This is a genomic window from Acidisoma sibiricum, from assembly GCF_057837225.1.
Window position 1 is genome coordinate 1816018 of sequence record NZ_CM174445.1, and the last position, 21912, is coordinate 1837929.

The window sequence follows — 21912 nt, forward strand, 5'->3', positions numbered from 1 at the left end:
CCCGAGGCGACGCTTCGGGACCTATGTCGGCAGGCTGATTTCCATCACCGTGCTGTCGGCACTGCTTTCCGCCAGCAGGGCGACCCGCCCGCCATGGGCCTCGATCAGTTCGCGCGCAATGACCAGGCCAAGCCCGCTGCTGCCGTAGCGGAAGGCGCCGGAAAATGCGCTCATGGGGTTGGCAATGTTTGGGTCGCGGAAGGGGCGGCCGTCATCCCTCAGGATGACGCGCAGCTGGTCCGGGCTCTGCTCGGCGGTGATGACGATCGTCTTGGCCTGCGCCTTGGCCGCCGTGCGCAGCATATGGCCGAAGGCGCGCAGCATCAGCGCACGATCCGCTTCGATTTCGAGATTCGCCGGCAGTTTGCTCTCGATCTGAAGCTGCGGGAATTGCGGGCCGATATCCCCCGCCAGTTCCGCGATGATGGCAGCAAGCGGAAAGCGGGAGAAGCTGAGCACCGGCTCCTTCTCGGTCGCGAAATCGAGTGTCGTGGCGATCAGCGCTGAGGCCTGCTCCATGGCGGCGACGATCATCTTGCCGGATCGTTCGACCTTGGGGTCGTCCGATCCGCTCAGCCGGTCGGCGACCATCAGCGCCGAGGCCATGACGTTGCGCAGATCGTGGTTGAGCTTGGCCTGCGCAGTGCCAAGCTCGGCCAGACGGCGCAGGCGGAAGGCGTCTTCCCCCAGAGCAGCCTTGAGCTGGGCGACTTCGACGCGGAGCGCCTTCAATTCGCGGGATTGCGGGTCCTGGGCAAAGGTATCGGTCATGCGGGCACCGGATTGGTTCGGGTGGCATTCTGTTCAAGCGCCCGCTCGGCGGCGCGGCGGCCTTCGTCGAACAGGTGTGACAGAAAAGGCCAGTCGGTATTAAATTTGCTTGAAATAGGCAGCACGCCAAGCGCCGCATCGGCATCGATTGTGATGACCTCGATCGTCTTGGGCAGGCCGTTCAGCTCCGTCTCCAGCACGGCATGGCAGGCAATCTCGTTGAGGCGGTTCATGATCTCGGCCGGTGTCCGGGGCACGCCGGGCCGGCGGGCAGGCTGGCCGCGGATCAGAAACAGCGTCTGCGGCAGCGGGTCGAGCAGGGGGGCCAATGGTGGATTGCCGCTGTAGCCGCCATCCCAATAGGCGCGGCCATCGATCTCGACGGCCGGAAACACCAGCGGCAGGCAAGCGGAGGCCAGCAGCACCTCGGCCGTGATCGCGGCATTGCGGAAGATCACCGGCGCACCGGTTTCGACATCCGTGACGCCCACGAACAGCCGCGGCGCGTCCGACGCGGCCAGCAGATCCGGCCGCACCAGGTCCTGCATCAAAGGCCGCAGCGGATTATGACCCAGCGGATTGAGTTGATGCGGGCTGAACAATCGCATCGCGGTCTCCAGCCCTGCCCAGACGACATTGCTGCTCAGATCTGCGCCGTAGAGAAAGCGTTCCATGGGCGAGCGTTGCAGCGGGCCGATCGCCCCCATGGCGCTGACCTCTTCCCACAAGCGCCGCATCGCGGCGCGGGCGCCGGTGCTGCCATTCTCCACCAGACCCTGCGCCAGGACCACGCCGAGCATGGCACCGGCCGAAACACCGCAGATCGAATCGAAGCGTTTTCCGGCCTCTAGCAGATGGTCGATGGCGCCCCAGGCGAAGGCGCCATGGGCAGCGCCCCCTTGCAGGGCAAGGACGGAACCGCCGGTCGAGGGCCGCGCGCCGGTGGTCTTGGTGGATGCGAAATCTGTCATGCGGCAGAGAGTCTTGCGAAACGTCTTGGCTGGCAACTGGCGCTTGGGCGTTGACGGCGGCCGGAAGACCCCCCTATACCGCCCGACCGAACGGGCCCGCCGCTGTGACAGGTGGGGCGCCCGCGTGATGTGTTGATGACAAGTATTTAGCCGTGACCGGCCGGGTGAGCCCGCCCGACCCGGCAAGACTGGAGAGTAACGTGAAGCGCACCTATCAGCCCTCTAAGATCGTCCGCAAGCGCCGGCACGGCTTCCGCGCCCGCATGGAGACCGTCGGCGGCCGCAAGGTGGTGGCCAATCGTCGCTCCAAGGGCCGCAAGCGCCTGTCCGCCTGATCCTTCGGGATCGGGTGAGAGAGTGGCGACGACTCGGTCATGAGCCAGCCGCCACGCCTGAAACGCCGGGCGGAATTTCTGGCCGTCGCCGGCAAGGGCGCAAAGGCACCCATGCCCGGCCTCGTGCTGCAGTTCATGCCGCGCGATGACGATGCGCCCTTTCGCGTCGGTTTTACCGTCACGAAGAAAGTGGGCAACGCCGTGGTCCGCAACCGGACCAAGCGGCGGCTGCGCGAGGCCGTGCGCCTTGCCCTCAATCCAGAGATCGACCGCGGCTTCGATATGGTCGTGATCGGTCGTGACAAGACGGCCGCGCGACCCTTCACGGACCTCATCGAAGATGTGCGCCGTGGCCTTGCCCGCGCGCGCCGCAACGCGACCGCTGCCGCCCAGCCCGTGCCGCCGTCCGTCCCGGCCGGCAGTGCCGAGACGCAGGTGGCTCGCCCATGAACGATATCCTCGCGACCCTGCTGCGGGCGCTCCTCATCGGGCTCTTCCGCTTCTGGCAGATCGTCTTCCGCCCCATCCTCGGGTCCAATTGCCGCTTCCATCCCAGCTGCAGTGACTATGCAGTGGAGGCCGTGCAGGAGTATGGGGCTGTCCGCGGCGGTTGGCTTGCGCTGCGGCGCATTCTGCGGTGCAACCCATGGCATCCGGGGGGCTATGACCCGGTGCCGCCGCAGGATTGCGGCGACCACGACCACGACCATGATCACGGCTTGCCGCCGGGCTCCGCCCGGCCTTCACATTGGGACCCTGTTGGCTGATGGAACAGAAGCGCCTTTTCATCGCGATTGCGATCTCTCTCGCGATCCTGCTCGGCTTCGAGTTCCTGGTGGCGCCGCATTTGCCGCACCCCAAGGCGCCGCCGCCGATCGCGAGCACGACCAATGACGGTGCGCCGGGTGCATCCGCGGGTAAGCCCGCGGGCGACATGACGGCGGCTTCCGCCTCCTCCGCTGTGGCCGGGCCTTCGCCCAAGGTCGCCATCAAGGCGCCCAGCGTCGACGGCAGCATCAGCCTGCGCGGCGCCTTGCTCGATAATCTGGTGCTGACCGATTATCATGAGACGGTCGATCCGAAGTCGCCGCTGGTGCAGCTGCTGTCGCCGCAAGACAAGGCCGAGCCCTACTACATCCAATATGGCTGGGCGGCGGCCTCCGGCGCCACGATCGACGGTCAGCCCGTCCGCCTGCCCGATTCCAGCACGCTCTGGAGCGCCTCCGGCACGACGCTGTCGCCGGGTGCGCCGCTGACCCTGACCTGGGCTAATGGCCAGGGGCTGACCTTCAGCCTCACCTACACCGTCGATGACCATTACATGTTCGCGGTCGATCAGCAGGTGAAGAACGACGCCAAGCAGCCGGTCGCGCTCTTTCCCTGGTCGCGCATCCGCCGCGAATATATGCCGCCGACCTCCGGCTTTTACCTGCTGCATGAAGGCCCGCTCGGCGTCTTCAACGGTACGCTGCATGAGCTTGGCTACAAGAGCATCCAGAAGGACGGCGCCAAGAATGATGGTGTCGGCTACACCGAAACCAGCGATGGCGGCTGGCTGGGCTTCACCGACAAATACTGGCTGACGGCGCTGATCCCCGATCAGCACGATGCGATGACCGGCGAAGTGCGCGCCATCAGCGCTAACGGCACCGATGGTTTCCAGGCGGATTTCACCGCCTCCCAGGCGCAGAACCTGCTGCCGGGCGGCTCAATCTCCACCAGCAGCCACGTCTTCACCGGCGCCAAGGTCGTCCGCCTGCTGGATCATTACGAGGCCGAGTATCATATCCCGAGCTTCGATAAGGCAGTCGATTTTGGCATTTTCTACTTCCTGACCAAGCCGATCTTTTTCGCCCTCGATTATCTCTATCGCCTGCTCGGCAATTTCGGCCTGGCCATCATGGCCTTCACCTTTGCCGTGAAGCTGCTGTTCTTTCCGCTCGCCAACAAGTCCTACAAGTCGATGAGCAAAATGAAGCTGCTCGCGCCGAAAATTAAGGAAGTGCGCGAGCGTTACAAGGACGATCCGGCCAAGCAGCAGTCCGAGATGATGGGGCTCTACCGGTCCGAGAAGGTGAATCCGGCCTCCGGCTGCTTGCCCATGGTCATCCAGATCCCGGTCTTCTTCTGCCTCTACAAGGTGATCTTCGTGACCATCGAGATGCGGCACGCGCCCTTCTTCGGCTGGATTCACGATCTCTCGGCGACCGACCCCACCAATATCTTCACGCTCTTCGGCCTCATCCCCTGGGACCCGATGGCGATCGCGCCCTTCCTGCATCTCGGCGCCTGGCCGCTGATCATGGGCGGCACGATGTATCTGCAGCAGAAGATGAACCCGCCGCCGCCAGACCCCGCTCAGGCGCGTCTGTTCCAGCTGATGCCGATCATCTTCACCTTCATGCTGGCGCGCTTCCCGGCCGGCCTGGTGATCTACTGGAGCTGGAACAACCTGCTCTCGGTGACCCAGCAGTGGTACATCATGCGCCGCACCCGGCTTGAAAGCCCGCGCATGATCCGCACGGAACGCAAGGGCGCGGGGGCCTGACGGCAGCATGGGTGACAAGACCCTAGGTGGCGGGGAAGAGGTCGAGGGGCTCAACCTCGATCTCCCGCCCGCCGACATAGACCAGCTGGAAGCGGCCCGCGTCTTCTTCGCGGCGCCATGCAACTTCTTCTATGCGTCGCAGAGCCTGGATCAGTTGCCCGAGCCGCGCGGCATCGAACTTGCCTTCGCCGGCCGCTCCAATGTCGGCAAGTCGTCCCTCGTCAATGCCCTGACCGGGCAGAACACGCTGGCGCGCGCCTCCAACACGCCGGGCCGCACCCGCCAGCTCAACTTCTTCGATCTTTCCGGCCGTCTGATCCTCGTCGACATGCCGGGCTACGGCTATGCCCAGGCCGAGAAGAAGGTGAAGGAAGACTGGCAGGGGCTGATGTTCAACTATCTGCGGGGCCGCCCCAATCTGGCCCGGGTCGCGCTCCTGATGGACGGCCGCATCGAGGTCAAGGAATCGGATACGGCGGTGATGGATCTGCTCGACAAGGCGGCCGTCACCTTCCAGATCGTCATGACGAAGGCGGATGGGCTGAAGCCCGCAGCGCTCGACCGCAAGATTGCGGAACTGACGGCGCTCGCCCGCAAACACGCTGCCGGCTTCCCGCAGATCCTGGTCACCAGCGCGCGGACCGGCTTGGGCATTCCTGAAGCGCGTGCCGCCTTTGCGGCTCTGGCGCCCGCATCTTCTCAAGGCTAAAGGGGCTTCTGCCGGGTCTCTGCGGAGCCGCCGGGATGACCGTCCGCGGCTGACGAGGCCGCGTAGGGATGCTGAAAGGATCAGGGGATGAGCTTCGCTTCCGAACGCTACCGGCTTGCGGCCGAACAGGCCTCCACCGTCGCGCGCGCGCTCCCCTATCTCCGCCGTTATGCCGGCGCCACCATCGTCGTGAAATACGGCGGTCACGCCATGGGTGACGACAAGCTCGCGGCCAGCTTCGGCCGAGATATCGCGGCCCTCAAGCAGGTCGGCATCAATCCCGTCATCGTTCATGGCGGCGGCCCGCAGATCAACACCATGCTCACCCGGCTCAAGATCCAGTCGACCTTCATCGAAGGTCTGCGAGTCACGGATGAGGCGATGGTCGAGGTCGTGGAAATGGTCCTTGCCGGCTCGGTCAACAAGCAGGTGACGTCGCTCATCACCCAGGCCGGTGCGCTCGCCGTCGGCATCTGCGGCAAGGATGGCGGCCTCATCCGGGCACGCAAGCTGACGCGTATCAGCCGCGACCCTGACAGCAATATCGAGCGCGCGCTCGACCTCGGCTTTGTCGGCGAGCCGGCTCATATCGACATCCGGGTCATCCATGCCTTGACCGGCGCCGGGTTGATCCCGGTCATCGCGCCTGTGGGCATCGGCGATGACGGCCAGACCTACAACATCAATGCCGATACCGCGGCCAGCGCCATTGCCGCAGCACTTCAGGCGCATCGCCTGCTGATGCTGACCGACGTCCCCGGCGTGCTGGATGAGAACAAGGAATTGATGCCCGAGCTGACAGTCGCCCAGGTCGAGGCCGGCATCGCGAGTGGCGTTATCACCGGTGGCATGATCCCGAAGGTCGAGAATTGCGTGGCGGCGGTCCGCGGCGGCGTGAAGGGTGCGACCATTCTGGACGGTCGTGTCGAACACGCTTGCTTGTTGGAGCTCTTCACGGAAGGCGGCGTCGGCACCATGATTCTCGGGTAACACTTCCGAATCATTTGGTAAGGGCGGGAATCTCCATGCGTTTGTTCCGATGCGATCTTGTGGGCGGCGCTGTGGCTCTGGGGCTTGCGGTCACGCTGATGTTCGGCTCCATCGGGGCCAGGGCTGAGCATTCGGAGGTCGATTTTCCCGGCATCGGACCGGTGACGCTGCGGACCATCAAGGCGGTGGGCGCGCTGCCCAGCGTCGTGCTGGCCGGCCCGGACGGCAAGGTCCTGCTCAACGCGACCGTGGGTGGCACCCAGTCCAGCTTCTTCCGCATCTCCAAAGGGCCGGACGGCAGCCTTAATCCCACCGTGCATTACGCGGTGCTGGATGGGCCGGATAAGACCTCCAAGGCGGTGCTCGCGGTCGCGGCCGCGACCGGCGGATCGGATTGTGCGCTGGAGGCGATCGTCTTCGGGTCCGAGCGCGGCAAGCTCAGCCTGTGGACGCCCAAGACGCTCGATACCCAGGCTGAAGGCGGCATCTATGTGGGTGATCTCGGTGGCCGCCGCGGCTATGGCCTAGCCGTGTGGGACTTCATTTGGGGGGATGAGCCGCATGTTGCCCCGCACCGCTACAAGGTCTGGCTCTATCGCCTGAACCGCCCGCATATGAAATTCTATCCCGTCGAAACCCTGACGACTCACGGTCATTACGCAGATGACGCGGCGGCGCTGCGCGAACTCCGCCTGACTTTTCCCAACCTCACCAAGGCGATCCCGAGTCTTTCCTGCTGAGGGTCGCGGGGCCGCGGCCAAGTCTCAGCTTGACGCTGCATGACAGGAAATTTAGCTGGCCGCTAAATCGCCGATAGTGGACGGTGCCTAAGCTCCGGGGAAAGGATATCAAGCCATGGAGAGTCCCTTGGGGCAGCCCAGCCGCATTCTTCTCCTCGCCGGCGCCGTCACTGCAGGCGCCATCGGCCTCGCCGGTCTCGCCTATGCCGGGGATAGCGGGCTGAAGACGCTCGGCCTGCAACTTCCCGGCGGCCAGGTCGCGCGAATCGAATATTCCGGCCCCGTCCAGCCGCAGCTTGTCGTAGTACCGCTCACGCCCTCAGGGCGTGCAATGCCGGTTGCCTTGCCGATGATGGCGGGCGGGGCGAATCCGGCCGTGCCGTCCGCCCCCTACAATCCCTTTGCCGCGCCCGATTCCTTTGCCCAGCTTGACCGTATTTCGGCGATGCTGAACCAGCAGGCCGCGGCCATGATGCAGGCGGTACAGATCATGGCGATGCCGCCACTGCCGGGCGGCGCTATGGTCCCGGCCGCTACGATCGGCGCCCCGAGTGGCCCCGGCGGCATCAGCTATTCCTTCGTCGCCTTTTCCAGCGGCACGGGCGGCACCTGCATGCAAAGCATTCAGATGACGTCGGGTGGGCAGGGGCAGGCGCCGCATATCGTCCAGCAGAGTGCGGGCAGCTGCGGCGGGGCCAAGGCTGGTGTCCCCGCGGTGAACCCGGTCTCCCCGTCCAGCCCCGTGCCCGCCTTGCTGCGCGTGCGGGATGTGCATCCCGTGTCCGTCCCGCAGGCCTCTCAGACCTAAATCCCAGCGACAGACGGGTCGCCCTTGCGACGACTCGTGATGCAATCGGGCGGTGCGCGAAGCTCTTGCGGTGATCTGCTGACTATTCCACCCTCCCGCCGGCTGCGGGGGGAATAACGTGTTGGAATTGGCTCATCGGGGCGAGCGCGGCACGCGTGCCGCCCGCCGACGCGATCTGGTGGAAGCGGCTGTCATCGTCATCGCGCGCCACGGTCTGGCCGGCACGACTCTCGCCAAGGTCGCGGCTGAGGCCGGGCTGACGGCCGGGATCGTCAATCACCATTTCGATACCAAAGAAGCGCTGCTGGTGGAGACCCTGCGCACGCTGTCGGAGGAATTCGCCCAGGGGCTGGAAGCCGCTCTCGCGGATACCGGAGATAACGCGCGGGCCGGGCTTGCCGCCATCATCGACCATAATTTCGATCCGGCCGTGTCGGACGCGGCCCATGTCGCAGTCTGGTTCGCCTTCCAGGCAGAGGCGCCCTGGCGGGCCTCCTATACGGAAATCTGCGGTGATCGCGACGCTCTCTATATGGACGCCATCCGCGGCCGCTTCGTGCAGCTCGGCCTCGGTGCTGCGGATGCCGATGTGCTCGCGCGCGCCTTCGCGGGCCTGCTGGATCGGTATTGGCAGGATATCCTGTTCCTCGACGCCCGCTTTGACCGGCCGGCGGCGCGGACCGCCTGCCGCCGCTTCCTCAGCGTCATCCTGCCGGTCAAGTGACCCGGTCAAATCGCCAATCGGTCAAACCTTGATGATTAAGCGACATCCGGTCGCCATCTTGCCTCCGATGACTTGATCTGGCGTCCACGCCCATCATCTCGCTTACAAAACTTGTGGCCGGGGAATGCGGATGGGGTTTGCGGCAAGGATGGTCGGCAGGATCGGGCACTGGTCCGCCTGGCAGATGACCAAGGACACGGTGATGGGTTTCATCGCCGACAATTGCCTCAGCCGGGGGGCAGCGATCTCGTATTTCACCATCTTTTCCCTCGCGCCGATCCTGGTCGTCGTCATCGCAATCGCCGGATTCGTCTTCGGGGATGACGCGGCGCGTGGCCTGATCTTCTCCAAGCTCCATGGCATGCTGGGGGCGGATGCTGCGGGCCTGGTGCAGTCGATGATCCAGAGCGCCGCCAATCGCCGCACCGGCGTCATCGCAACGATCTTTTCCATCGTTATGCTGCTGGTCACCGCGAGCGGCGTTTTTGGAGAGCTGCAAAGCTCGCTGAACGCGATCTGGAAGACCGATTCGTCAGCGCTGGGCTCGGTCTCGGGCATCATCAAAGCGCGCGCCCAAAGCCTGGGCCTGGTTGTCACGCTTGGCTTTCTTCTGCTCGTCTCTCTTGCCATCAGCGCGGCCATTGCCGCTGCCTGGCGGCGCATCAATCAGGTGGTGCCGGGGGCAGGCGTCTTGCTTCCGCTCGTCAATATCGGCGTCTCTTTTGTCTTCACGACGGTGCTCTTCGCGGCCGTCTACAAGGTGCTGCCGGACAAGAAGCTTTATTGGCGCGACGTGCTGATCGGCTCCGCTTTCACAGCCGTGCTCTACACGGTCGGCAAGGCCGCGATCGCCCTCTATATCGGCAGCAGCCACGTCGCCTCCTCCTATGGCGCGGCCGGCGCCCTCGTGATCCTGCTGCTCTGGGTCTATTATTCGGCGCAGATTTTCCTGCTCGGTGCGGAATTCACCCAGGTCTATGCCAATCGGCATGGCAGTCAGGCCGAGGTGCGCCGTGCCTTCGGGGCCTGGAGCGCAGCGCCGGCTGCTGCGGTGCCTAGCGCCGGAGCCGCAGCCGCGGCTCCTCCGGCGAGTGGCGATCAGGCGGCGCGCGTCACGGGCGTCACCCGCACCGGCACCGATTTATAGCCCGGCGTGCCGCTATGCGCGTCGACATGGGAAATCGGCACCAGAACATTGGCCTCCGGGTAGTAGGCGCCGGCCGAACCCCGCGGAATATCATAAGCGACGACCGTCAAGCGCTGGAGCACGGCGCCCGGATAGGGTGCCCCTCCTGGCTCCGGCACGGCTTCAACATCCACCAGATCGCCCGCCTGCAGGCCTTGTGCTGCCAGATCATCGGCATTGAGGAAAACGACGTCGCGGCGGCCGAAAATGCCGCGATAGCGATCGTCCAGGCCATAGATAGTCGTGTTGTACTGGTCGTGGCTGCGCAGCGTCGTCAGTGTCAGCACCGCCGGGTCCGCAAGGCGCGGATCTTCCTGAATGCCAGGGAAGAGCAGGAACTCTGCCTTGCCTGACGGCGTCAGCCATTTGCGCTCGGTCGGTGCCAGGGGCAAGCGGAAGCCGCCCGGCTCCTTGATACGCATGTTATAGTCCTGGAAAGCCGGAAACACGCCTTCGATCGCCTCGCGGATGCGGTCGTAATGGCCGATCATGCCGTCCCAGTCGATGCCGTAGCGGTCGCCCAGCACGGCCTTCGCCATCCCGGCCACAATGGCGGGCTCCGAGCGAACCTCGGGCGAGGGCGGCGGCAACCGTCCCGTGGATGCATGGACCATCGACATGCTGTCCTCGACCGTCACGGATTGCGCGCCCTCGGCCTGCATATCCAGTTCCGTGCGACCCAGGCAGGGCAGGAGGATGCTCTCCTGGCCCACCAGCAGGTGAGAGCGGTTTGGCTTGGTCGCGATATGGACCGCGAGGTCCAGCTTGCGCATGGCGGCGAAGCTGGTGATGGGGTCGGACATGGCGACGGCCAAATTGCCGCCGAGCGCCACCAGAACCTTGGAATGGCCTTCCGCAATCGCCGTGATGGCTTCCACCGCATCATGGCCCTTCGCCGCCGGCGGATCGAAGCCGAAGACCCGCTTGATGCCGGCGCGCAGCGCCGCCGGGGCTTTTTCGTCGATGCCGACGGTGCGGTCGCCCTGCACATTGGAATGGCCGCGCAGGGGGCAGATGCCCGCCCCCGGCCGCCCGAAATTGCCCCGCAGCAGGAGGAGATTGGCAATCTGCTGAACGTTTTCGGTGCCGCGGCGATGCTGCGTCACGCCCATGCCGTAGCAGACGATCACGGATTTGGCGGTCGCATAGACCCGGCCGGCCTCTTCCAGGGCCGAGCGCGTCAGGCCTGAGACGGTTTCGATATCGCGCCACTCGGTTGCAAGCAGATCAGCCTTCAGGGCCTCGAATCCGTTTGTGTGTTCGGCGATGAAGGCGCGGTCCAGCACGCCCGGTCCGCCGGTCGCGATATCGGCGGCGTCCATGGCCAACACCGCCTTCATGATGCCCTTCAGCGCCGCGGCATCGCCGCCGACCTTGAGCTGGTAATAGGCGCTGGCGATCGGGGTAGCTGAGAAGGTCGCCATTTCCACGGGGTCCTGCGGTGCGGCGAAGCGCTCCAGGGCGCGCTCTTTGAGCGGATTGAAGACGACGATCGGCGCGCCGCGTTTCGCGGCGTCACGCAGCGTCGTCATCATGCGCGGATGGTTGGTGCCGGGGTTGTGGCCGATCGAAAAGATGGCGTCGGCATGGTCGAAATCTTCCAGGCTGACGGTGCCTTTGCCGATGCCGATGGATTGCGGCAGCCCCACGCTCGTCGCCTCGTGGCACATGTTCGAGCAATCGGGAAAGTTGTTGGTGCCATAGGCACGCACGAAAAGCTGATACAGGAACGCCGCCTCATTGGAGGCGCGGCCCGAGGTATAGAACTCGGCCATATTCGGGTCGGGCAGCGCGTTGAGCACAGCCGCAATCTTGGCGAAAGCCTGCTCCCAGCTGATTGCGACATAGGTATCGCTGGACCGGTCATAGGCCATCGGATGGGTCAGCCGGCCGAGATTCTCGATGTCCCGGTCTGACCAGGTCAGCAGATCGCGGACCTTGTGCTGGGCAAAGATCGTGGGCGTCGCGCGCTTCTTGGTCGCTTCCCAGGAGACGGCCTTGGCGCCGTTTTCACAGAATTCAAAGGTTGAGGTGTGTTTCGGGTCAGGCCAGGCACAGCCCGGGCAATCGAACCCCTTGGGCTGGTTGTTGCGCAGCAGCAGCTTGCCGCCCGAGACCGTATCCATCTGCTCGCGCAGCGCTTTCGCGACGGCGCGCAGCGCGCCCCAGCCGCCGGCCGGACCGTCATAGGGATGAATGCCCTCGGACGAACCTTTGACGATGTCGGTCTCGCTCATCCAGTGCTCCTGATCGCTGAGTTGCGTCTCATGGGCGACGCCTGCCGAGGTCGCGCGGTGTGCGACCAGCTCCGGCGATATCTGGACCGTGGCCCCATCCTCCTGCAAGAGGGCCGCAGTGACCCTACCCGGTGTGACGCGCATGGCGCCGAAGCACCAAATCATGCTGTGGCGGTCATCGAAAGAAATGACAGGAGTTTCAGGCAGTTTATAAAATATTATTGCGTGAACCGGAGTGCAGGTCCGGTGTGAATTCTTGTTAAGTCAATGGAGCTGCCTTAAACTGCCGCCATGTCAGCGATGCCCCCCAGCGCTCAGTCTCCATCCAATGCAGGCGCGGGCCTGCTCTTTCTGCGCGAGGATGAACTCCGTCTCGCGCAGGACATGCTCTTCTTCGCCTACCGCGATTTCACCCATGCGGCGGATGAGCTGCTGGAGAAGCTCGGCCTGGGCCGTGCCCACCACCGCGCCTTGCATTTCATCGGGCGGATGCCGGGCATGAGCGTCTCTGATCTGCTCTCCATCCTCGACATTACCAAGCAAAGCCTGTCGCGCGTGCTGACGACGCTGATCGAGGAAGGTTATGTCACCCAGGCACCCGGCCGGGTGGATCGCCGTCAGCGCCTGCTCAGCCTGACCCCGAAGGGGGCAGCGCTGGAGCGTCAGCTGTTTGAGCGTCAGCGCGATCTGCTGCTGCGCGCCTATCGCGAGGCCGGCAGTACTGCGGTCGAGGGCTTTCGCCGCGTGCTGCGGGCTTTGACGGATGAGACAGGCCAGGCCCATCTTGCCGCGATGGAAGCCGCAGCACGAGAGCTGCGTTCCCGATCTGCCTGAGGACCATCCATGAGCGGCAACGCCACCACCCCGGCTGACGGCACTTTGGACGCCCATATTTTGGTCGTCGACGATGATGAGCGTTTGCGCCGCCTGCTGGCACGTTATCTGACCGACCACGGCTTCCGCGTGACGGCGGCGGCGGATGCGGCCCAGGCGCGCGCCAGCCTGCGGTCTCTGCGCCCGGATCTGATGGTGCTCGACGTCAGCATGCCGGGCGAAACCGGGCTGGAACTGGTCGACGACCTGCGGCGTAATGGCGACCCGGAACTGCCGGTGCTGCTGCTGACGGCCCGCGGCGCGCCGGAAGACCGCATTGCCGGGTTTGAGGCCGGGGCGGACGATTACCTCGGCAAGCCCTTTGACCCCTACGAGCTGGTGCTGCGTGTGCGCGCCCTGCTGCGGCGTGCAGGCGGCGTCGCCGGCAATGTCGCGATCGATATCGGTCCCGTGCGCCTGGGGGAGGCGGAGTTCGACCCCGCCCGGGGCGAGCTGCGCAACGGCGCCGGTCCCATCCGCCTGACGGGCGGGGAAATCGCCCTGCTGACGGCTCTTGCCCGCAAGCCGAATGAAATTCTCTCGCGGGAGGAGATCGCTGAGGCGCTGGGCATGGAAGAACCGGGCGAGCGCGCGATCGATGTTCAGGTCACGCGGCTGCGCCGCAAGATCGAGCGCGACAGTCGCGAGCCACGCTACCTCCATACCGTGCGCGGCCGTGGCTATGTGCTGAAGCCGGGCCTGTGAGTGCCGCGCGGCCAGTCCAGTCTCAGAGCGGGGCTGCCTGAACCATGGCCATGGCATCGGCCGAGCGCCTGTTTCGCAAATTCCTGCCGCGCGGCCTGTTTGCGCGCAGCCTTCTGATCATCCTGCTGCCGGTACTGCTGCTGGAAGCAGTCATGCTGCAAGTCTTCTACGGCAGCCATCTCAGCATCATTTCCCGCCGCTTTGCCTTCAGCATCGCGGGCGAAATCGCCTTCACGCTGGATCAGCTCGACAGCAACCCCGATCCCGCCAGCCAATGGCACATCATGCATGAGATGCAGAAGCAGTTTCAGCTCAGCATGGCTTTCGACCCCGGCGCCCGTCTGGAGCAGCGCAAGAGCGTCAATGTCTTCGGGCCGATGGATGACGATCTCAGCACCGCGCTGCGCCAGCATCTTGCCAAGCCTTTCACCGCCGACTGGGTGTCGAACCCGGATTTCGTCATCATCAGCGTGCAGCAGCAAGGCGGCGTGGTGCATGTCGATGTGCCGCGGAAACGCCTTTGGGCCGGTTCGCTGCTCATGTACGCGGCCTGGGTCTTCGGCACCTCCGTGCTGCTGGTCGTGGTCGCGAGCCTTTTTCTGCGCATTCAGGTGCGCGGCATCCGCCGCCTGGCGCGCGCCGCGGAATCCTTCGGCATGGGTCGGGATCGCGGACCCATCCGGCCGGAAGGCGCGCGGGAAGTCCGGCGTGCCGCCATCGCCTTCAACCGCATGCAGGAGCGCATCATGCGCTTCCTCGCCCAGCGCACGGACATGCTCGCGGGCGTCTCGCACGATCTGCGAACGCCGCTGACGCGGCTTCGGCTCACCCTCGCAATGCTGCCCAAAACGCCCGAGCTGCAGCCCGATATCGCGGATATGACAACCGACGTGGAGGAGATGGAACGCATGATCAGCGGCTATCTCGCCTTTGCCCGCGGAGAGGGCGAGGAGAAGACCGAGATCACCAATCTCTCGGCCTTGCTGGAAGAGGTGGTGACGGGGGCGCGACGGTCCGGCGCCCGTATTACGCTCCATGGCACGCCCGATCTGGTGCTGCTGCTGCGCCCAGACGCGATCCGCCGGGCGATCGCCAATCTCGTCGATAATGCCCGGCGCCACGCGCCCCATGTTGCGGTCGGTGTCGCCTATCTCTCAGCGAATATGGTTGAGGTGACGGTCGATGACGATGGCCCTGGCATCCCGGCGGACCGTCTGGAAACGGTGTTCCGTCCTTTCGAGAGTGGGGAAGCCAGCGGCGGCCATGGTCTGGGCCTGACGATCGCGCGCGATATCGTCCGCGCCCATGGCGGGGAGATCGTGCTCTCGCGCAGCCCTCTGGGCGGCCTGCGCGCCTCGATCCGCCTGCCGGTGTAAGCGTACGGGCCGCGCATGCGGCCCGCGTCTCTTACCACTCGGCGACGATCTTGCCGAAATGCCCGGCACTTTCCTGATAGCGAAAGGCGTCGGCCAGATTCGCGAGCGGGAAGGACCGGTCGATCACCGGGCGGATGCCGGCCTGATCCAGCGCCGCGACATAATCCAGCTGCTGCCGGCGGCTACCCACAATCAGCCCCTGCAGCCTGGCCTGCTTCGCCATCAGCAGGGCGGTCGGCACGCTGCCTTCCACGCCCGTCAGCACGCCGATGAGCGAGATATGGCCGCCGACGCGCACGGCGGCGATGGATTGCGCCAGCGTGCCAGGGCCACCCACTTCGATGACATGATCGACGCCTTCGCCAGCGGTCAGGTCCTTCACCGCTGCACCCCAGTCCGGCTGCAGGCGGTAATTGATCGTGGCATCCGCACCCAGCGCCCGCGCCTTTGCAAGCTTTTCGTCGGAGGAGGAGGTGACGATGACGCGCGCACCCATCATGCGGCCGATCTGCAGCGCGGCGATGGACACGCCGCCAGTGCCCAGTACCAGGATTGTCTCGCCGGCCTTCAGCCCGCCGTCACCCACCAGAGCGCGCCAGGCGGTCAGCCCTGCCGTTGTCAGGGTCGCCGCTTCCGCATGCGTCCAGCCTTTGGGGGCATGGGTGAAGCCTGCCGCCGGCCGCACCGCAACCTCGGCCGCAAACCCGTCTGCGCCGTCGCCTGGCGTGAGGCGGAAATTCCCGACCGATTTGCGCGCGGCACCATCCAGCCATTGCGGAAAGAAACCGGACACGACGTGATCGCCCGGCGCGAATTCCTGCACGCCCGCGCCCACGGCCTCCACCACGCCGGCGCCGTCGGACATGAGCTGGCGGCCGTCTTCCGTTTCGATGACACCTTTGGCGACCAGCAGGTCGTGGAAGTTGAGCGAGGTCGCATGTAGCGCGACCCGGATTTCGCCAGGCCCTGGCGGGCCAGGGTCCGGGCGGTCGATGATCGCGATGCGGTCGAAACCGCCAGGCTTATGGAGAATGGCTGCTTGCATCTGCGCTTCGCCTTTCGTGCGGGGCTAGCCCGCGGTCAATTCAGGGCCAGGGCCTCTTCGGCATTAGGGTCGCCCGGGGCCGTCGCCCAGGCCAGTTCCACCAGCGTGACGATGCGCCGTCCGGCGCCATCCGTCTGGCAGACGATCAGCCCCTGCTCCTCCATATAGGTCAGAAGTCGCCGCGCGCGACCCAGGGACCGGGTGCCGTAGGCGCGGGCGAGGGCCGGGTCGCCGGGGCAGGGCGCGCCCGCACGGGCCGCCCCCGCGATCATCATGAAAATGCCCTGCATATCCTCGGGCAGGATCGCAGCACGGGCCAAGACATCCTGCCAGACCGCGTCCTCGGCCATTTCGGCGGAAAGGCCCGCGCGCGCATGGGTCAGCATGCGTCGGAAGGCCGAAAGGTCAGGGGCATTGGCGCCAAGTCCCTCGATCCGGCAGCGAACGAGAAAGTCCTGGTACAGCACGCCGATGGCGCGGAACCCGGCCTCGGGGTCCGCCAGAATGGCGCGCAGAATACGGTCCAGCCGCGCCCGGCGTTCGGCCACCTCCTCGGCCGAAGGCGGGATCAGGTCCAGGTCCCGCTGCGGTTCGGCGGCGGCGGGCTTCGCCGCCATCAGCTGGCTGAGCAGATCGGGCGAGGGGGGCGCCGGCGGCCGGCGGGCAGGGCGCATGGCCTCCGGCGGCGGTGCGGCCAGAATGACGGATGCCGCGTCCTCCAGGCTGGCCTGGGGCATGGGCAGCAGCCGCGGCGTCGCATTACGCGGCGCGGTCTCCGTCGGGCCAATCCGCAAGCCCAACGGCCGCCGTGACATGGCCGGGCCCAGCGCTATGAAATGGCCGCGCTCCAGATCGCGGAACGCCTCCGCTTGGCGCCGCTCCATGCCGAGCAGATCTGCGGCGCGCGCCATGTCGATATCCAGGAAGGTGCGGCCCATCAGAAAGTTGGACGCCTCAGCCGCGACATTCTTGGCAAGCTTGGCCAGACGCTGGGTCGCGATGATACCGGCCAGACCGCGCTTGCGGCCGCGGCACATGAGGTTGGTCATGGCGCCGAGGGAGAGTTTGCGCGCCTCGTCTGAGACTTCGCCGGCAATGGCCGGCGCGAAAAGCTGCGCCTCGTCCACCACCACCAGCATCGGATACCAATGGTCGCGTGATACCTCGAACAATCCACCCAGAAAGGCGGCAGCCCGACGCATCTGGTTCTCGGCATCCAGCCCTTCCAGGTTCAGTACGGTCGAGACGCGATGCATGCGCGCGCGCTCGCCGGCCAGCTGCAGGCCCTGTTCGGTATGAGCTTCGGCGTCGATCACCAGATGGCCGAACCGGTCGGCCAGGGTCACGAAATCGCCCTCGGGGTCGATCACCGCCTGCTGCACCCAGGGCGCGCTCTGTTCCATCAGCCGGCGCAGAAGATGGGATTTGCCAGAGCCGGAATTGCCCTGAACCAGCAGCCGCGTCGCCAGCAGCTCTTCCAGGTCCAGCGTCGCTGGGGCGCTGGCCATCGTCTGCCCCATCTCGATCGCGATCGTCATGATTGGAGTCGAACCTTCCTTGCGAGGGCAGGGGATATCAACCTCGCTGGCGCCAGTCGAGCAGACCCTGCGCTGCGGCGACGCCGGTGGCGATGCTCGCTTGCAGCAGATAGCCGCCCGTGGGCGCGTCCCAGTCCAGCATTTCGCCGGCCACGAAGACACCCGGCATCCGCTGCAGCATGAAATGCGCGTCGATCTCGTCCCAGCTCACCCCGCCGGCTGAGGAGATGGCGCGGCCCAACCCTTCGGTGCCGGCCACGCTCAACGGCAGGTTTTTGATCAGCTTCGCCAGCGCCCCCGGATCGCGCGGCAGGTCCCGGCTCACCTCCCTCAGCAGGTTGATCGCCACGGGCGCCAGGGCCACGCTCCGCTTTAAACCGCTCGAGAGACTGTCGCTCGGGCGGAGACCCCGAAGCCGCCCAGTGATTTCCGCCTCCGTCATATCGGGCCGCAGGTCGAGCGTGACCGTGCTGGCCTGCCCTTCTGCAGTGGCGGTCGCGATGGCACTGGACAAGGGATAGACGAGCCCGCCCTCCATACCATATGTGCTGATTATACCATCGCCTCTGGAGAGCCGATCCTGCCAGCGCATTGCGACCGACTTCAGCGGTGTGCCCGCAAATTTCTCTTGGAAATGCCCGGTCCAATTGATGCGCAGACCCGCATTGGCGGGTCGGAAGGGCGTGATCTGGATACCCTGTTCGGCGAGATAGGACACCCAGTCACCATCGCTGCCAAGCTTCGGCCAGGACGCCCCACCCAGCGCCAGCAGCACGCCTTCAGCCTGGACCGGTGCCGCACCCTCGAACATCAGGGCGCCGTCGGAGTCGAAACCCATCCAGCGCTGGCGGAGCCTGAAGGTCACGCCCAGCGCGGTCAGCCGCAGCAGCCAGGCTCGCAGCAGCGGGCTCGCCTTCATCGCCTTCGGAAATACCCGTCCGCTCGATCCCACGAACAGCGTCTGGCCCAGCCCCTCCGCCCAGGCCCGCAAAGCCTCCGGCGGAAAGCTCTGGACGGCTTGGCTCAACTGGGGCGAGACCTCCCTCCCATAGCGCGTCACGAATCGGTCCAGCGTCTCGCTATGGGTGAGATTGAGGCCGCCGCGTCCCGCCATCAGGAATTTGCGCCCGACCGAGGGCATCTGGTCAAAGACTGTCACCGCCGCGCCGGCTTGGGCGAGAATTTCGGCGGCCATCAGCCCGGCCGGTCCGGCCCCGATGACGGCAATCATGACCTGTCCAATCCCGCGTGGCGGCGATATCGGTGGGCGGGCTTACGGGCAACAGGACGCGGATCGAAAGACATCATCCGTGCATAGACGACAGAGAGGCCAAGATGCGTAAACCCCTGGTTGGTACCGGCTGGAAGATGAACCACGGCCCGGCCGCCGCCCTGACCTATGCGGCGCGGCTGCGCGCGCTCCTGGCCGGCCAACGCACGGACGGGCTGGATATCTTTGTCCTGCCGCCCTTCGTCTCGCTGTCGGCTGCCGCCGCGGGCTTCGCCGGCTCCCCGGTCGCAATCGGCGGTCAGAACATTCACTGGGACGAGTCGGGTTCCTGGACCGGGGAAGTCTCCGCGCCGATGCTGAAGGAAGTCGGCTGCCGCTATGCCGAACTCGCCCATTCCGAGCGCCTCCAGCATTTCGGCGAGACCTACGAGCTTGTCCGGCTGAAGGTCGATGCCGCCCTGTCGGCAGGCCTCACGCCGATTCTCTGCCTCGGTGAAAGCGCCGAGGATAAGCGAAACGGCACCTCGGATGAGACGCTGCGCTATCAGGTCACGACGGCGCTGGCCGGCCAGACGGCAGCCTCCATCCCGGGTGTCGTGCTCGCCTATGAACCGCGCTGGGCCATCGGCCAGGCCGATGCCGCGCCGCCGGATTACGTGGCGGAGCGCCATGCCGCTCTGCGTGCCCTGCTGGCCGATATCTGGGGTGATGCGACGGCCGAGGCCACCCGCATCATCTATGGCGGCTCCGTCTCCCCCGCCAATGGCGCTGGTCTTATCGCCCTGCCCAATGTCGACGGTCTTTTCATCGGCCGCGCTGCCTGGACGCCCGAAGGCTTCGCCGCCATGGTGCAGATCGTGGCGGATGCCAAGCTCGGCTGATAATAGCGAGCCATGCGCAGGCGCCCTGCATCCCTGAAGGCAGCCGCGCGTTATAATAGGATGGATGCCAAGCCGGGGGGCTATGCCACCCGCCTGCGGGGAGTGCGCTGCCGTGTATGATGTTGCAATCATCGGTGCCGGGCCGGTCGGCCTGGCCTTCGCCCAGAGCCTTGCGAAACAGGGTCTGCGCATCGCCATTGTCGAACGCCAACCCGAAAGTGTGCTGGCCGATCCGCCCTTCGACGGGCGGGAAATCGCGCTTACCCATCATTCCCGCTCGGTCCTGGAAAATCTCGGCGCCTGGGATGAAATCCCGTCCGCTTCGGTCTCTCCGCTGCGCCGCGCGACGGTGCTGAACGGCCACGCAGCCCATGCGCTGACCTTTACCCCACCGCCTGAGGCGCGCGACCAGCCGCTCGGCTTCCTGGTGCCCAATCATCTCATCCGTCGCGCGCTTTACACCCGCTTCAAGCAGGCTGCCGGCATCACCCTTTTCGCGGAGACCGTGCTTGAAAAACTGACGGTGACGCGGCAGCAGGCAAGCCTGCGCCTGGCTGGTGGCGAGACGATTACCGCGAAGCTTGCGGTCGCCGCCGATACACGCTTTTCCGAGACGCGCCGCGGCCAGGGCATCGGCGCCGTGGTACATGATTTCAAGCGCAGCATGATGGTCTGCCGCATGGCGCATGAAGCGCCGCATCAGGAGACGGCGACAGAGTGGTTTGACTATGGGCAGACCGCGGCACTGCTGCCGGTCAACGGCGGCATCTCCTCCGTCGTCATCACCCGCAGCGCTGTCGAGATCGCGCGGCTCATGGCGCTCCCAGCGGCGGAGTTCGAGGCCGAGATGGACCGCAGCCTCGCCCGCCGCAAGCTTGGGGCACTGCGGCTGGCTAGCACGCGCCACGCCTATCCGCTGGTCGCGACCTATGCCCATCACTTTGCGGGCCAGCGCTTTGCGCTGATCGGGGATGCGGCGGTCGGCATGCATCCCGTGACGGCGCATGGCTTTAATCTCGGCCTGGCCGGCGCTGCTATCCTGGCGCAGGAACTGGCGTTGGCAGGGGTCGATAGCGGCCTCGCGGGTGCCTTGCGCACCTACGAATCCCGCCATCGCCGGGCGACCTTCCCGCTCTTCGCCGGCACTAATACGGTCGCCGAACTCTACAGCAAGGAAAGCCTGCCCGCGCGTGCCGCGCGCCACGCCATCATCGGCCTGGGGGCTGCTTTGCCGCCCGCCCGCCGGGCGATCAGCGCCATGCTGACGGACCGTCGCGAAAAGCGCCTAGTCGGCACTTAACGATCGTTAAGGGCGATGGCGGCGCGAATATCCTGATGCGCCGCGCGGTAACTCTCCGACAGCGACACCATCTGCGGGCGCAGCAGATCATGCAGCCGGGGCAGCGCATGGAACGGCACGCCCGGCGCAAAATGATGCTCGATATGCAGATTGGCGTTCCAGAACAGGAGCGCGAAACCGCGGCCAGCGAGCGTCGTCCGCGTATTGGCCATGCGGTCGTCGTTCTCCGGGCAGGCGCGATGCTCCGCCATCAGCACGGCGCGCAGCACTGGCTGGCCGAGCAGGACGGGTATGGCCCAAAGCAGAGCCGGCAGAGCCGATCGGAAGGCGAGCGCCGTGACCGCCACCAGCAGATACAGGGTGAGATAGAGTCGTGCTTCGCGCACCACGCGGTGGCGCGATGCGGGGGGAATCCAAGGCTGGTCCGCGCGTCCCATGGCGGTTCTGACCAGGCCACTGATCTGGCTGATCCAATAGGGAATCCCGGTCAGCAGCCACAGATAGCGGCGGCGGGTCAGCGGTTGTGCGCCCATCAGTTCCGGGTCATGGCCAGGGTCCTGGGTATGGCGATGATGGGCCATATGGAACAGCCGAAAGCCCTCCGGCGGCAGGATCAGCACAAAGCCCGCACCCCAGCCGACCAGCCTGTTCAGCCATAGCGAGCGGAACGGCGTACGATGCGTCGTCTCATGCAGGGGCGCGAAAAGGGCCACTTCCAGAACGCCCAGAACGCCCAGAACAGCCATGGCAAGCCAGACGGCAGCGGTCTCGCGCAGCGTCAGCACAAGCGCGCCTGCAAGCAGAATGGCAGCGAGATGAAGCGCCAGCTGCGCCAACCCACGTCTGTCCGACCGATCGGAGAGCGTCTTGACCATTTTATGGTCGATCGGTGGTGCTGCGGCATTGTCCATGGTGATGACACTAGGGACGGACAGGAGCGGGAA

Annotated in this window: 22 protein-coding genes; 15 read left to right on the plus strand and 7 right to left on the minus strand. The window is 65.7% G+C overall.

All coding sequences use genetic code 11. From position 1 onward, the window contains the following. Positions 1–21: 21 nt before the first annotated feature. Both AC3G7M_RS08650 and AC3G7M_RS08655 read right to left on the minus strand, forming a co-directional pair. Positions 22–771, minus strand: a complete 750-nt coding sequence (locus tag AC3G7M_RS08650) for a sensor histidine kinase (RefSeq protein WP_489215664.1) — start codon at positions 769–771, stop codon at positions 22–24. Then, positions 768–1742: a patatin-like phospholipase family protein gene (locus tag AC3G7M_RS08655; RefSeq protein ID WP_489215666.1), complete on the minus strand. Its 975-nt coding sequence runs from the start codon at positions 1740–1742 to the stop codon at positions 768–770. Before AC3G7M_RS08655 ends, AC3G7M_RS08650 begins: the two co-directional genes overlap by 4 nt. Before the next feature lie 200 nt (positions 1743–1942). Here AC3G7M_RS08655 and rpmH point away from each other — a divergent pair, with 200 nt between their 5' ends. The 10 genes from rpmH to AC3G7M_RS08705 all read left to right on the plus strand — a co-directional run bounded on the left by rpmH (position 1943) and on the right by AC3G7M_RS08705 (position 9743). Continuing rightward, positions 1943–2077: a 50S ribosomal protein L34 gene (rpmH, locus tag AC3G7M_RS08660; protein WP_489215668.1), complete on the plus strand. Its 135-nt coding sequence runs from the start codon at positions 1943–1945 to the stop codon at positions 2075–2077. Positions 2078–2116: 39 nt separating this feature from the next. Next, a complete protein-coding gene (rnpA, locus tag AC3G7M_RS08665) occupies positions 2117–2527 on the plus strand; it encodes a ribonuclease P protein component (RefSeq protein WP_489215670.1) in 411 nt (136 codons plus the stop codon). Beyond that, on the plus strand, positions 2524–2844 hold the full coding sequence (gene yidD, locus AC3G7M_RS08670; protein WP_489215672.1) for a membrane protein insertion efficiency factor YidD: 321 nt from the start codon (positions 2524–2526) through the stop codon (positions 2842–2844). Before rnpA ends, yidD begins: the two co-directional genes overlap by 4 nt. Continuing rightward, positions 2844–4625: a membrane protein insertase YidC gene (gene yidC, locus AC3G7M_RS08675; protein WP_489215674.1), complete on the plus strand. Its 1782-nt coding sequence runs from the start codon at positions 2844–2846 to the stop codon at positions 4623–4625. Before yidD ends, yidC begins: the two co-directional genes overlap by 1 nt. Positions 4626–4632: 7 nt before the next feature. After that, the gene (gene yihA, locus AC3G7M_RS08680; RefSeq protein ID WP_489215675.1) at positions 4633–5334 is read left to right on the plus strand and encodes a ribosome biogenesis GTP-binding protein YihA/YsxC; all 702 of its coding nucleotides are present in this window, start codon (positions 4633–4635) and stop codon (positions 5332–5334) included. Positions 5335–5421: 87 nt separating this feature from the next. After that, positions 5422–6324, plus strand: coding sequence for an acetylglutamate kinase (gene argB / locus AC3G7M_RS08685; RefSeq protein ID WP_489215677.1), 903 nt, complete (start codon positions 5422–5424; stop codon positions 6322–6324). A gap of 35 nt (positions 6325–6359) precedes the next feature. Then, a complete protein-coding gene (locus tag AC3G7M_RS08690; RefSeq protein ID WP_489215678.1) occupies positions 6360–7064 on the plus strand; it encodes a hypothetical protein in 705 nt (234 codons plus the stop codon). Between the two features lie 115 nt (positions 7065–7179). Then, entirely contained in the window at positions 7180–7872 is a 693-nt protein-coding gene (locus AC3G7M_RS08695) for a hypothetical protein (RefSeq protein WP_489215680.1), read from the plus strand. Between the two features lie 121 nt (positions 7873–7993). Then, complete coding sequence (locus tag AC3G7M_RS08700; RefSeq protein WP_489215682.1) at positions 7994–8596, plus strand: TetR family transcriptional regulator; 603 nt, start codon at positions 7994–7996, stop codon at positions 8594–8596. 202 nt (positions 8597–8798) lie between these two features. Beyond that, a complete protein-coding gene (locus AC3G7M_RS08705) occupies positions 8799–9743 on the plus strand; it encodes a YihY/virulence factor BrkB family protein (RefSeq protein ID WP_489215683.1) in 945 nt (314 codons plus the stop codon). Here AC3G7M_RS08705 and AC3G7M_RS08710 read toward each other — a convergent pair. Next, positions 9695–12019: an FdhF/YdeP family oxidoreductase gene (locus AC3G7M_RS08710; protein WP_489215685.1), complete on the minus strand. Its 2325-nt coding sequence runs from the start codon at positions 12017–12019 to the stop codon at positions 9695–9697. The two genes, AC3G7M_RS08705 and AC3G7M_RS08710, sit on opposite strands and share 49 nt — an antisense overlap. A gap of 291 nt (positions 12020–12310) precedes the next feature. Here AC3G7M_RS08710 and AC3G7M_RS08715 point away from each other — a divergent pair, with 291 nt between their 5' ends. Genes AC3G7M_RS08715 through AC3G7M_RS08725 form a run of 3 tightly spaced genes read left to right on the plus strand, consistent with a single transcriptional unit; the run spans position 12311 to position 14973 of the window. Then, on the plus strand, positions 12311–12853 hold the full coding sequence (locus AC3G7M_RS08715) for a MarR family winged helix-turn-helix transcriptional regulator (RefSeq protein WP_489215687.1): 543 nt from the start codon (positions 12311–12313) through the stop codon (positions 12851–12853). Positions 12854–12862: 9 nt separating this feature from the next. Then, positions 12863–13597 carry a response regulator gene (locus AC3G7M_RS08720; RefSeq protein WP_489215688.1) on the plus strand — a complete coding sequence of 245 codons (735 nt, stop codon included), beginning with the start codon at positions 12863–12865 and terminating at the stop codon, positions 13595–13597. Positions 13598–13641: 44 nt separating this feature from the next. Then, positions 13642–14973 (plus strand): ATP-binding protein, encoded by a 1332-nt coding sequence (locus AC3G7M_RS08725; protein ID WP_489215689.1) that lies wholly within the window; start codon positions 13642–13644, stop codon positions 14971–14973. Positions 14974–15004: 31 nt separating this feature from the next. On the opposite strand, the gene AC3G7M_RS08730 is transcribed toward AC3G7M_RS08725, so the two are convergent. From AC3G7M_RS08730 to AC3G7M_RS08740, 3 genes are read right to left on the minus strand one after another with little or no spacing between them, the layout of a single operon-like run. Then, positions 15005–16018: a zinc-dependent alcohol dehydrogenase family protein gene (locus tag AC3G7M_RS08730; RefSeq protein WP_489215691.1), complete on the minus strand. Its 1014-nt coding sequence runs from the start codon at positions 16016–16018 to the stop codon at positions 15005–15007. A 35-nt stretch (positions 16019–16053) separates the two neighbouring features. Continuing rightward, positions 16054–17556, minus strand: coding sequence for a helicase HerA domain-containing protein (locus AC3G7M_RS08735; RefSeq protein WP_489215692.1), 1503 nt, complete (start codon positions 17554–17556; stop codon positions 16054–16056). Between the two features lie 37 nt (positions 17557–17593). Next, positions 17594–18787, minus strand: coding sequence for a BaiN/RdsA family NAD(P)/FAD-dependent oxidoreductase (locus tag AC3G7M_RS08740; RefSeq protein ID WP_489215694.1), 1194 nt, complete (start codon positions 18785–18787; stop codon positions 17594–17596). A 104-nt stretch (positions 18788–18891) separates the two neighbouring features. Between AC3G7M_RS08740 and AC3G7M_RS08745 the strand changes: the two genes are divergently transcribed. Both AC3G7M_RS08745 and ubiM read left to right on the plus strand, forming a co-directional pair. Beyond that, on the plus strand, positions 18892–19668 hold the full coding sequence (locus AC3G7M_RS08745) for a triose-phosphate isomerase family protein (RefSeq protein WP_489215696.1): 777 nt from the start codon (positions 18892–18894) through the stop codon (positions 19666–19668). An 82-nt stretch (positions 19669–19750) separates the two neighbouring features. Continuing rightward, positions 19751–20968, plus strand: a complete 1218-nt coding sequence (ubiM, locus tag AC3G7M_RS08750; protein ID WP_489215698.1) for a 5-demethoxyubiquinol-8 5-hydroxylase UbiM — start codon at positions 19751–19753, stop codon at positions 20966–20968. On the opposite strand, the gene AC3G7M_RS08755 is transcribed toward ubiM, so the two are convergent. Continuing rightward, positions 20965–21879, minus strand: coding sequence for a fatty acid desaturase (locus AC3G7M_RS08755; RefSeq protein WP_489215699.1), 915 nt, complete (start codon positions 21877–21879; stop codon positions 20965–20967). The two genes, ubiM and AC3G7M_RS08755, sit on opposite strands and share 4 nt — an antisense overlap. Positions 21880–21912: the final 33 nt, after the last annotated feature.